The organism is Idiomarina sp. ST20R2A10 (assembly GCF_051842345.1).
Taxonomy (GTDB): Bacteria; Pseudomonadota; Gammaproteobacteria; order Enterobacterales; family Alteromonadaceae; genus Idiomarina; species Idiomarina loihiensis.
The window spans coordinates 746,277-758,737 of sequence record NZ_JBNIEY010000001.1; the positions used below are offsets into that span (position 1 = coordinate 746,277).

General features: G+C 45.6%; 6 protein-coding genes. 4 read left to right on the plus strand and 2 right to left on the minus strand.

Translation table 11 applies throughout. The features are described from left to right. The first annotated feature begins 56 nt into the window (after positions 1-56). The 4 genes from recN to ACP7H9_RS03740 all read left to right on the plus strand — a co-directional run bounded on the left by recN (position 57) and on the right by ACP7H9_RS03740 (position 8,884). The gene (recN, locus tag ACP7H9_RS03725; RefSeq protein WP_439222180.1) at positions 57-1,721 is read left to right on the plus strand and encodes a DNA repair protein RecN; all 1,665 of its coding nucleotides are present in this window, start codon (positions 57-59) and stop codon (positions 1,719-1,721) included. 86 nt (positions 1,722-1,807) lie between these two features. After that, the gene (locus tag ACP7H9_RS03730; protein ID WP_011234241.1) at positions 1,808-2,158 is read left to right on the plus strand and encodes an outer membrane protein assembly factor BamE; all 351 of its coding nucleotides are present in this window, start codon (positions 1,808-1,810) and stop codon (positions 2,156-2,158) included. Between the two features lie 30 nt (positions 2,159-2,188). Then, complete coding sequence (locus ACP7H9_RS03735; RefSeq protein WP_439222181.1) at positions 2,189-4,912, plus strand: insulinase family protein; 2,724 nt, start codon at positions 2,189-2,191, stop codon at positions 4,910-4,912. 90 nt (positions 4,913-5,002) lie between these two features. After that, on the plus strand, positions 5,003-8,884 hold the full coding sequence (locus ACP7H9_RS03740; RefSeq protein WP_439222182.1) for an EAL domain-containing protein: 3,882 nt from the start codon (positions 5,003-5,005) through the stop codon (positions 8,882-8,884). A gap of 15 nt (positions 8,885-8,899) precedes the next feature. Here the strand turns inward: ACP7H9_RS03740 and fadJ are convergent, their stop codons facing one another. Together fadJ and fadI are read right to left on the minus strand one after the other, a co-directional pair. Next, the gene (gene fadJ, locus ACP7H9_RS03745) at positions 8,900-11,026 is read right to left on the minus strand and encodes a fatty acid oxidation complex subunit alpha FadJ (RefSeq protein ID WP_439222183.1); all 2,127 of its coding nucleotides are present in this window, start codon (positions 11,024-11,026) and stop codon (positions 8,900-8,902) included. Beyond that, positions 11,026-12,336 carry an acetyl-CoA C-acyltransferase FadI gene (gene fadI, locus ACP7H9_RS03750; protein WP_034820090.1) on the minus strand — a complete coding sequence of 437 codons (1,311 nt, stop codon included), beginning with the start codon at positions 12,334-12,336 and terminating at the stop codon, positions 11,026-11,028. The genes fadJ and fadI overlap by 1 nt, the downstream gene beginning before the upstream one ends. Positions 12,337-12,461: the final 125 nt, after the last annotated feature.

Genomic DNA, 12,461 nt, shown 5'->3' on the forward strand with positions numbered 1-12,461 from the left:
GCTACTGTATAAATACTGTATAACCTGTATATATCAACAGTATTGGAGCGAAGATTATGTTATCCCAATTAACTATTCGCAACTTTGCAGTCGTTAAATCTTTAGACATTGAATTTCACAACGGCATGACCGCTATCACCGGTGAAACCGGCGCCGGTAAATCTATAGCTCTGGATGCCTTGAGCCTTTGCCTGGGTAGTCGGGCCGATGCTAACTGGGTTCGTCCGGGCCAGGAAAAAACGGAAATTACAGCTGTTTTCGCTTTGGAAGATGCCAGCCCCGCCCATCAGTGGTTAACTGAAAATGAGTTTGATGCTGATGATGACTGCGTTTTACGTCGGGTTATTCAGCGCGACGGACGCTCCAAAGCATGGATTAACGGAACACCGGTTCCCGTCAGTCAGCAAAAATCCCTGGCACCTCTGTTAGTTAACATTCATGGTCAGCACGAACACCAATTATTGTTAAAAGAAGAGCATCAATTAACGCTACTCGATAGCTACGCCCGCCATCAGCACTTATTAGACAAAGTCCAGCAAGACTATAAAAACTGGGCTTCAGTTGAGAAGCAATATCAGAGCTATCAGCAACAAAAAGAAGAACTGGAAGCCCAGCGTCAATTACTTGAATATCAGGTTAACGAGCTGAATGAGTTTGCTCTGGAAGATGGTGAATTCGAAGAACTGGAGCAAAAACACAAACGCTTAAGTAACAGCAAGGTTTTACTCGAAGCCGGTGTGTTTGCTTTAAATGCTCTTTACGAAGGGGAGCACAATAACGCGTCCAGCCTGGTTCAGTCAGCCAGCCAACGCTTAGCTGAAGCTGAAGAGATGGATACCGCGCTTTCTCCTATTAACCAGTTACTGCAACAGGCGAAAGTACACATTGAAGAAGCGGCGCTTGAATTACGCCAGTATCAGGACGACTTAGAGCTCGACCCGGGCGAACTCCAGATTATAGAAGACCGCTTAAGCGCCGCTATTCATTTAGCGAAGAAGCACCAGATACCCGGCTCGGAACTGAGCCAGCAACACAAGAAGTTAATAGATGAGCTTGATAATCTGGAACAAGCCGGTGAACAAGCCGAGAAACTTGACGAAGACCGGCAGCAGGCTCGCAAAGTTTACCGTGAGAGTGCCCTTAAGCTTTCCACAAGCCGCGAGCAGGCAGCTGCGGAATTAAGTCAAAAAATAAGCAGCTCAATGCAAGAGTTGAATATGCCGCATGGTCGTTTTGTTATTCAGGTTGAACATGATGCCAGCGCCCGGGCTACCCGACTAGGTACCGATGAGGTCGAGTTTCTGGTAACAACCAACCCGGGACAACCCATACAGGCGCTGAATAAAGTCGCTTCCGGGGGTGAACTTTCGCGAATTAGCCTTGCCATACAGGTGATGACCGCAACACAGAAAACGGTTCCTACCATGATGTTTGATGAAGTTGATGTTGGCGTCAGTGGCCCTACGGCATCAATAGTGGGTTCTATGCTTCAGGCTTTGGGGAAAACCTCTCAGGTTATTTGTGTTACCCACTTACCACAAGTCGCGGCTAAAGCTCATCAACAATTGCAAGTGAGCAAGTCAACGGATGGAGCCGAAACTGAAACCGCAGTGGTTGCGTTATCGAAAGAACAAAGAGTTGTGGAGCTGGCACGCTTATTGGGCGGCGACAAGGTCACCGACATGGCGAAAGCTAACGCGAGAGAATTACTCGCCAGTTAAATTCGTTCTATACTGGCGTTCGGGTAAGTCATTGTTTATCATCGACGCCAATACAATCAATTGAGATTAATTTTAATAGGTATTTCATGTCAAGATTTGGAGTTTTTCTAGTTGCCGTTATAACCTTAAATGGCTGTTCTCTTCTCGATAAAATGGTATATCGCATTGATATTCCTCAGGGAAATTATCTTGAGCAAGACGATGTCGACAAATTGCGTGTAGGAATGACCGAAGAACAAGTGGTTTTTGTGCTGGGAACCCCTGTTGCGCAGAACAGTTTTGACTCTGACCGCTGGGTATACCTTTATAAAATGGATCCCAATTCAGGCGAAGATTACCGCAAAGAACTGGTACTAACCTTCAACGACAAGCGCTTGCAGGATTTTAAAGGCGACTTTGATAAACCAGAAGACTTTAATCAGGCACTGGATCAGTAACTCGCCTCGAAATCTATATCAAGGAGAATTATGGCGAACTCTTCACCTAACGATGAGGTCGTCCGTGTTGTCCGAAGTTCTGGAGACAAACGAGACTATCAGCACCTGACATTAGAGAACCAGCTTAAAGTGTTGTTGGTTCACTGCCCTGATAGCCAGAAAGCCGCGGCGTCTGTCGCGGTAAATGCCGGCCACTTCGATGACCCTGAACATACTCAGGGTTTGGCTCATTTTTTAGAACACATGTTATTTTTAGGAAGCCAGGCGTTTCCTGAACCCTCCGCTTTCGGACACTTCTTAAATTTGCAGGGTGGCCAGCACAACGCCTGGACCGGCACTGAATTTACTAACTACCACTTTGACTGCAATGCTAATGCACTGCCACAGGCGCTGGAATTTTTTTCCGCTATGCTGAAAAAACCATTGCTGTCGGAGAGTTGGATAGACAAAGAAATAAGTTCTATAGAGTCGGAGTTTCGCCTAAAACAGAATGATGAACTCCGACGCTTGTATCAGGTTCACAAGGTTACGGCTAACCCAAAACACCCTTTCAGTCAATTTTCTGTGGGCAATCTTAATACTCTCAGACACGATGAGCACGGTACCTTAAAAAGCAAATTGCAGCTTTTTTTTAATGAGCATTACGTAGCGCAAAGAATGCGGCTGGTCATTGCAGGGCCTCAATCTATTGCTGAACTTAAGCAATTAGCACACCGCTACTTCGCTGACATTAAGCAGCAACTCACTAAAAAAACTTCTATTAATGCTCCTCTTTATCGCAAGGAACAAAAAGGAGTATGGATAAAAGTTAAGCCCATCAAAGCAGCTTACCGTCTTATTTTGACACTACCGTTACCGAGTATCGACGCAGACTACCCGCATAAAACCACCAGCTTTATTGCGCATTTATTAGGCTACGAGGGTCCGGGAAGTTTATTTAGTTCGTTGCGTTCGAAGGGTTGGGTCAACTCACTTTCAGCGGGCGGTGGCATTAGTGGTAGTAACTTCAAAGATTTTAATATTAATATCCAGCTTACTGAGTCTGGACGCCACAGAGTTGAACAGGTTGTTCAGTGGGTTTTTGCCTATATACGAAAAATAGAAGCTGACGGGATCGAAGACTGGCGCTACAAAGAGCGCCGTATTACCACAGAAATGAGTTTTCTTTATCAAGAGCCGACTCCGGTCGGAGAATTGGCTAACCAGCTCGCCGTAAACGCTTTTCACTATAAACCGGAAGACACTCTCTACGGTGATTATCGTATGGATGGGTTAAATCATTCCTATGCAGCCAAAACCCTGCAGCAGATGACCGCTGAAAATGCGCGTATTACTCTAATTGCTCCTGATGTCCGTACGACTGACGTCGCGCCGATTTATCATACGGAATATAGTTTGAACCCTATTAGCAAAAAACAGTTTCAGCTATTTTTATCAACACCGGATGACTTCAACTGTCAGCTTCCTAAGCCGAACCGTTTTCTCAACTCCCGATTTAAACCTTTACCTCTGGAGTCTGGTGGTTCTTTGCCAACACGATTAGAAGACAGCGCGCAGTTACAACTATGGCACCTGCAGGATCGTGATTTCCGGGTGCCCAAAGGGCATATCTACTTGTCCTTAAGGTTACCCGCGGTAACCAATTCAGCTTTTCACTTCGCTATCGCCAGATTATGGTCTGAGCTTATGATAGATGCGTTAAATGACGACTTGTATGATGCCGAAGTCGCTGGATTACACTTTAATATTTACCCAACTCAAAATGGCATAACGATACATACAACCGGGCTTTCTGCCGGTCAAATTCCGTTAATGCAACACCTTATCCGGCGGGCTGTAAAAACTCGTTTTGCAAGACGCCGCTGGCAGGATCTAAAGCAAAGTCTGCTAAGTAACTGGCACTCCGCTCATCAGAGTCAACCACTGAACAAGCTTTTTGCTGAACTAAACCAGCAGCTGCAATCCGGTTTATTTCGGCTTAGCGATTTAGCCTGTGAACTGGAGAAGGTCTCTTTCCGTCAGTTTACAATAGAAGTCGCTAAGCTTTTCTCCCCAGTGCATGTTACTGCGCTAGCTCATGGCGACTGGCAAAAAGACGATGCTCTGGAGCTGGGACAGCTTATTAAAAATAACCTCCCTGACCAGCGAAGCGTTCCCAACAGAAGACTTCCGGTTAAACGTGTCCGCGATTTTTGTTCGCAGCAATTAATTGTTCCTGCTGAACACTCAGATACCGCTATTTTGCTTTATTTTCAGGGCGAAGATGATACTTCAACCGAGCAAATCAGCTTTATGCTCTTGCAACAGTTAATTCATCAACCGATATTTCAGGCTTTACGAACCGAACAACAACTGGGTTATGCTGCCGGAAGCCAGTACTTTCCGGTACAACGTCTACCCGGAATCTTATTCTTCTTACAGTCCCACGAGTTTGATGCCGATAAACTTTATCAAGCAATACATGACGTGATTAACGTGCAACTTGCTGAGCTTGAGGATCTGACACTGAAAGAATGGCACCACGCTAAGTCAGTACTTAACCAGCAAATTAAGACAATTGATCGCAACTTAAGGGTTCGCAGTCAGAGACTTTGGGGCGCTATTCAACTCGCCGGTACAGGGTTCAACCGCCAGCAAGAACTCCTCAGTGCGCTGGAACATTGTCAACTCAGTGACTGGCTGGAACGAATAAAACTGCGTTTAGGTGATAAATCGCAAGCGCTAAGGCTTCAAACCCAAACTCTGACCGAGTAGAATAGTCTTTGACAGTAAGTACCTCTCTCGTTATCTTAACGATATATTAACAATAAAGAGCTGCTAAAGTAGCCATTCAATAGGTTTGTCGTGAATTTTACATTGCCTATCAGAACATTATGCTCTGCTCTTTTTCTATGTATTTTGTTATCCGGAAGCTTTAGCTTTCATGTTTACGCACAGCAGTCCCCCACAGACAATTCAGTACATCAATGGACCTTTAATGATGGCTTACCCAGCAACCATGTAAATGCTATAGCCCAGGGGCCTGAAGGTTTCTTGTGGATAGCGACAGTCAGCGGCTTAACTCGGTTCGATGGCAGCGAGTTCAAAAACGGTTTAGCCTTATCTGAGGCGAAGAAGCATTTGCTTCCAGATGATATCGAACATCTGTTTTTTGATGCATCGGGTGCACTATGGCTCGGAACTCACAGCGGTCTGGCAAAACTTCAGTTTTCATCAGAACATGAGCTTCATACGTTCGATTTAGCGGGTCATCAGTCTGGTGAACAGATTCGTATAAAGCACATATCAGAAGATGAAAAAGGCCGGTTACTGATTGCTACAAGCAGATTAATTTACCGCCACACTCCCGGAACAAAGGTTTTTGAACCATTAAATCTAAGCTATAACGGCAGTCCCATTCAGCAAGTCAACTATATTTATCACGGAAAGAAATGGAACTGGTTAAGTACTGATAATCAGGGGTTATTTGTTTGGGACGGGTTTTCCAGCGAAGTTTTTGCGGTTAGTAAACAAAACCCAATTACAGAAAAAATACCGAGCAGCCAGCTTTATGCTGCGGTTCACTTTCAGAATCAGCTATGGCTTGCAACAGAGCAAGGTTTGATTCTGCTGGACAAAGATTTACGTTTAACCCCCCTTCCAGATTACCTTAACAACATAGAGAGAGTTAATAATTTAGCATTAACTCAGAACAATTCCGCAATTTTACTCAGTACGGCAAATGGCCTTTATGAATTACGAAATGGGAAGCTCACCCTGCTACATAACGCACCCGCAGCCGCAGCTAAAGAAATTACCCGGGGAGATGTTTTTTTCTTAACCAATAATCAGGGCGTATTTCAAATAAACACGCCTTTTGCTCCGGCTACCCTTGCTTCCAATTTCAATAAAAAGCAAAGCTCAGCAAGCATTAACATTCCGCAACTGATGCAACAAGTATCAGCAGCAATACAAGATGACAACGGTAACTGGTGGTTAGCGACAGAGTTAGGGTTAGTATTTTACGATACAGTCAATGAAGAAATCTCGGAGCTTAATCACTACCCTGATGCCCAGTTTGAGATCAATAAAATGCGTTTATTCGCAAACCAACTTTATCTTGTTGATAATTCCGGAGCCCTATATCAGTACGATATTATTAATAGAGACTGGAATTCACTGGTAACGTCAGCATTATCGGCAACGCCCGATAATTTGAACTTAACGACGTTTAACCATTCGCTTTGGCTGCATACAAAGACCGAAGCCATCGAAATAAACGCATTTGGACAAGTCTCGCAGAAAAAGGTAATTTCTGTCGATAATGAACCGTTAGACAAACCACCCCATATTGATTTAGAAAGAGTCAATAATGCTACATTTATAGCAGACTTTACGGTTCCGTTTTCAGCAGCTCCGGCAGAGTTACGCTATCGCTACAAATTGAGTCATGCAGAAAATAATTGGCAAACTTTAGAGAACAACAGGGCATCACTGCAACTATCTTCATTGCCCTCCGGATCTCATAAACTAGAAGTTCAGGTAGCTTATCGCGAAGACCGTTGGTCGCCATCGGCTGTGGCTCAGCTTGACGTGCCCGCTCCCTTTTGGAAAACGCCTTTAGCCTGGCTCGGCTACATACTTATCATTATCCTGTGCTTGTTCTCGTACTGGCTTTATCAACGCCAGCGTCAGGCGAAAATGCGCCACGACCTTAAACAATATCGGCGGCAGGCACAAGGCGTCCTATCCAGCCGTTACCAATGCTGGGAGTGGGATCTCGAGTCAGGAGAGCTGATACGACAGAATATCTGGGACAACTGCCCTGCTTTCTCTATTGACGGTATACGGCTAGGCCTATCTGGAGGCAAGTCGAACGTGCATCCGGAAGATCTAAAACGACTACAAAAAAGCCTTGAAGACCATTTAAGTGGGGAGTCTGAGTTGTTCGAATGCAGCTACCGGTTGGACAATCAAGGCAATTGGCTATGGGTATTAGATAGAGGGAAAATCCAAGTTAACAATGAACGGCGAACTATGTTCGGTACGCTAAGTGATATAAGTAGTCTGGTAAGCTCTGAAGAACGAATTACAATGCTGGCCTCTTCGATTACGAATATATCTGATGGAATTTGCATCTTCGATCGCTTTTTCCGAAAACGCGAAGTCAATAATGCGTTTGAACGAATTAGCGGCTTCAGTCGTGACCAGGTGCTAGGTCAGCTATTAACGCTTGAGTGTTATCCCGAAAGCTTTGTTAATCAGATAAAGAGGTCGGTAATTAAAGAAGGAACCTGGCGTGGTGAAATCACCGATGTTAAAGCCAACGGTGAAGAGTTCCTGATGGAATTAACTCTTGATGCTGTTAGGGATGATAACGGCGAGGTGTCACTCATTGTTGCCAGTTTTTCGGATATCACCGAAAGGCGCCATACAGAAAACGAACTTCGGCGCCTGTCAAACACAGATACATTAACCGGACTGCCGAACCGCTCTTACTTTCAGGTCAGTCATTCAAATCTGGTCAGGAAAAAGGTTTCACATACTTTATTACTCTTTGATTTAGATGACTTTAAGAAAATTAACGACTCCTTAGGTCATGAGATTGGTGACGAACTTTTATGTCAGGTTGCCGAGCGACTCATGGATATTGGTCGTCGACAGGATACTCTTTACCGTCTGGGTGGAGATGAGTTTGGTTTGCTCATTGAAGACAGCGTGGACATTAACCTAATTGGCGATTTAGCCAATCAAATTAACCTTAAGGTGGCAGAGCCCTACTTTATTGAGCAGCATGAAATTGTCATTGGCAGTTCCATTGGCATTGTACTTTACCCTCACGACGGTCAGACTTCACAAGAGCTTTTACAAAAAGCCGATATGGCCATGTATCATGCGAAGCAGCGTGGCGGAAACTGTTATCAGTTTTTCAGTCAGTCAATGAACGAAAACGCGGTCAAACGACTTAAGCTGGAAAATGAATTAAGAGCGGCATTGAAGTCTCATAATATTCGGGTTTACTACCAACCGAAAATAGAAATACACTCCGGGCATATTGCCGGACTAGAAGCACTGGCTCGCATTGAGAGTGAAGACGGCTCAATGATTAACCCGGCAGACTTCATTCCTCTGGCCGAAGAAACCGGGCTTATCATTCCCCTGGGCGAAGAAGTTTTACGGCTGGCATGCCGTGATATGAAGCGTTTTATGGCCTGTCAGGGCTCCCCGAAGAGCATCGCTGTTAATTTGTCTGCCCGACAGTTTATGCAGTCAAGTCTGGCCTTGCAAATTGAGCAAATTTTACGTGAAGAGGGATTGCATCCTCGCCATGTTGAGTTTGAGATAACCGAAGGCATGGTCATGAGCGACCCTGAACGCGCCATTACTATGATGGAAAACCTATCTGATATGGGTGTAAAACTGGCTCTGGATGATTTTGGTACAGGTTACTCTTCACTGTCGTACCTTAAGCGTTTTCCTATGAACAGCCTGAAAATTGATAAAGCCTTTGTTGATGACATAACCATCAACGACAAAGACCGTAATATGGTCGCGTCAATTATTGCAATGGCACATAACCTTGGCCTGAAGGTTGTTGCGGAAGGGGTTGAAACTAAAGCTCAGTTACAGACGTTAAAAAGCCTCAAATGCGAATACATTCAAGGCTTCTATTTTGCAAAACCAATGCCGGCTGATGCGTTAATTGAGTTTATTGAGCAGCACAACGAAGTAGCTGCTCAGGTTTAACGTTACTAATAAAGGCTATTGATAAAAGTTCCAGCCATTTTCCAGCATTTGCTTCAACAAAGGTGCAGGCGTGTATCGTTCGCCACGTTCTGCTGCCAGCTTCTCTAGCTTATTCACTATCGTTTCAAGCCCCTGGCTGTCCATATAACGGAATGGCCCGCCAAGGAAAGGTGGGAAACCGATACCGAAAATTGCACCAATATCACCGTCGCGAGGACTGCGAATAATCTCTTCCTGCAAACAGTAAGCAGCTTCATTCAGCATGGGCAATAAACAAATATCAATAATTTCGTCCGCAGACTTGCTCTCGTTCGGATCAATATCCAGCAAAGAATACACTGAAGTGTCTACCGGCTTGCCCTTTACACCCTTGCCGTATTGATAAAAGCCTTTTTGGTTTTTCTTACCTTTACGATCGTCGTCAATCAGCTTCTCAAAAGCTTCAGGCGCTTCAAAACGATCACCCAGCTCTTTCACCAAGACCGGAGCCACTTTTGCCGCAACATCGATACCAACCTCATCCAGTAGGGTAATTGGCCCCACCGGGAAACCAAATTTCACTAAGGTTTTATCGATATGCTCAATAGGCTCTCCGGCTAACAGCAAGCGCGCAGCTTCGTTCATGTAGGGCGCAAGAATTCGGTTTACATAGAATCCGGCACCATCTTTCACCACTATCGGAGTTTTACCCTGCTTCTTGGCCAGAGAAACCGTTGTGGCTATTGTCTTATCGGAAGTACCCGGATGGGTAATAATTTCCGCCAACGGCATTTTATCGACCGGAGAAAAATAGTGGAGCCCAATAACCTGTTCCGGGCGCTTGGCTTTAGCCGCTATTTGAGTAATAGGCAGTGAGCTCGTATTAGTTGCAAAAATGGTCGACTCGTCTGCGTGCTCCTCCACATCAGCAACCATTTTTTGCTTCAGGTTAAGGTCTTCAAATACCGCTTCAATAACCACATCGGTACGCTGAAAGCCGCTGTAATCAAGCGAACCGCTCAGCATCAGCATAGTCTTTTCAAGCTCGGCCCGGCGCATATGCCGACGTTTCACTTTTTTATCTAGACGCTCGTAACTGTAATGTAATGCATGTCGAATTCCATCTTCAGCGATGTCCTTGATACGTGCAGGAATACCTGCTTTAGCCGCCGTAACATAGGCAATACCGCCGCCCATCAATCCACCACCTAAAACGCCAACCCGTTTGACCAAATCAGGTTTAACACCATCGGCGCCGGTTTCTTTTTTCATTTCTGTGGTGGCAAAGAAAATCTGGCGCAGCTGATAAGACTCTGGCGTCATTGCCAACTCACCAAAGCTACGGGCTTCCTTATCCAGGCCAGCTTCGCGGCCACGTTCAACACCTTCACGCACCGTCTGAATGATTTTATCAATTGCCGGGTAATTGCCCTGAGCTTTCTTCTGCGCCTGCTCACTGGCCTTTTTAAAGATAATGTCACGGCCAAACTTGGTCGCCTCCAGCACTTTACTAATGCCCTTAAGTGGCGGCTTAGTTGATTTTGGCTTACGTTTTAACGCGTGCTCAACGGCAACATCCAACAATATGCTTTGGGGAACAACCTCGGTGACAAGTCCTGCTTTCAAAGCCTGTTTAGCACGCAGTTCTTTACCGGTCAGGATCATCGTCAGTCCTTGCTGAACACCAACCAGTTCAGGCAGACGTTGCGTACCACCACTGCCCGGTAACAAGCCTAATTTAACTTCAGGTAAGCCCAGAGCTGTCTTGCTGTTGTCGGTACAAACCCTTACATGACAAGCCATGGCCAGTTCCAGTCCACCGCCCAGGCAAGCTCCGTTAATAGCCGCAACCACAGGCACATTTAACTGCTCGATGCGATCAAACATAGCCTGCCCTTTTCGCGCCAGACTTTCTGCGTCCACGGCATTTTCACAACCGTCTATCATGTTGATATCAGCACCGGCAATAAAGGAGCCTGGCTTACCACTAATAAAAACCACACCTTTGACTGAATCATCGCTTTCTAAGCGATTCATCAAACTGCCAACTTCTTCGGCAAATGAGTCTTTTAAGGTATTCATCGACTCACCAGGGACATCAATCGTAATTACAGCGACGCCGTCGTCCCTAACTTCCATAGTGAATGCTTTATCCTGACTCATTATTCTGTCTCCACAATCATTGCTGCACCCAGGCCACCGGCAGCACAAGCGGTTGTTAAACCGACACCACCACCGCGACGGCGCAATTCATTCAAAGTCTGTGTGATCATTCTGGTACCGGTTGCGGCAAATGGATGACCATAAGCAATGGAGCCGCCCAGCACGTTAAATTTATCCATATCGATTTCGCCAATGGCTTTATCACGACCCAGCTTCTCTTGCGCAAACTTATCACTGGCAAACATCTTCATATTCGCCAATGTTTGCGCTGCAAAAGCCTCGTGCATATCAATAAGGTCTAAATCGTTTAAGCTCATACCAGCGCGGTCTAAAGCCACCGGAGTCGAATAGGAAGGTCCCATCAGCATGTCTTCTTCCACCTGTAGGGCAGCAAAGGCATAACTGCGTAAGTAACCTAATACCGGCAACCCGAGTTCTTTCGCGCGGCTTTCGGTCATCATCATGACAGCAGAAGCTCCGTCAGTTAAAGGCGTGCTGTTCGCCGCAGTCACTGAACCATGCTTGCGATCGAATACCGGCTTTAATTTCGCCAGTTTTTCTATCTGGCTGTCACCGCGGATATTGTTGTCGCGGCTCAAATGCTGTTTATAAGGCTCAGGGTAAGCCGTCATCACTTCATCACTTAACCAACCAGCTTCCCATGCAGCATGAGCCTTTTGGTGCGATCTTACCGTTAGCTCGTCCTGGTCTTCACGGCTAATGTTATGCGTTTTCGCCATTTGTTCCGCCGTTTGTCCCATGCTTAGTCCGGTACTGTATTCAGCCACGGCCGGTGGAACAGGCAGTAAGTCTTTAAAACCCAAGCGCTTCAATATAGAAAACCGTTGCCCTAAGGTTTTTGCTTTATTTAAATCGACTAGAGCACGCGCCAGACGTTTACTGACACCAATAGGTAATACCGAAGATGAATCCGCACCACCAGCTATGCCGCCACGAATATGGCCAGCCACCATAGCTTCGGCAATATTAACCGCCGACTGAAAGCTTGTAGCACACGCGCGGGACACACTGTAAGCATCAGTACCAACAGGCAAACTGGTTCCCAATACTATTTCACGGGCAATGTTAGGCGCTTCCGGCATTTGCACAACCTGACCAAACACCAGTTGCTCAACCCAGTCACCGTCAATACCGGTTTTATTCACTAATTCCTGAACAACCATTTTACCTAAGTCGACTGCGGGTATGCCGTGAAAGTCCGTTGCTTGTTTCGCAAATGGTGTTCTTATACCCGCCACAAAGGCAATTCTTTCGCCATTTACGGTTAGCAAGCGTTGTGCTGCTGTCATAATAAATCCTCAATTCAAAAACCAATACTGGTCTGACCACAAATTATGTTACAAATTCTAGCCCGTAATAGAGCAGATTAAAACCACCGTTTTCGGTAAAGTATGCTGTATAGATTGAAATTTCG

Bases quoted from the DNA above. Each gene is read 5' to 3' on its own strand.
- recN (WP_439222180.1), top strand. From the start codon at position 57: ATGTTATCCCAATTAACTATTCGCAACTTTGCAGTCGTTAAATCTTTA.
- ACP7H9_RS03730 (WP_011234241.1), top strand. From the start codon at position 1,808: ATGTCAAGATTTGGAGTTTTTCTAGTTGCCGTTATAACCTTAAATGGC.
- ACP7H9_RS03735 (WP_439222181.1), top strand. From the start codon at position 2,189: ATGGCGAACTCTTCACCTAACGATGAGGTCGTCCGTGTTGTCCGAAGT.
- fadJ (WP_439222183.1), bottom strand. From the start codon at position 11,026: ATGAGTCAGGATAAAGCATTCACTATGGAAGTTAGGGACGACGGCGTC.
- fadI (WP_034820090.1), bottom strand. From the start codon at position 12,336: ATGACAGCAGCACAACGCTTGCTAACCGTAAATGGCGAAAGAATTGCC.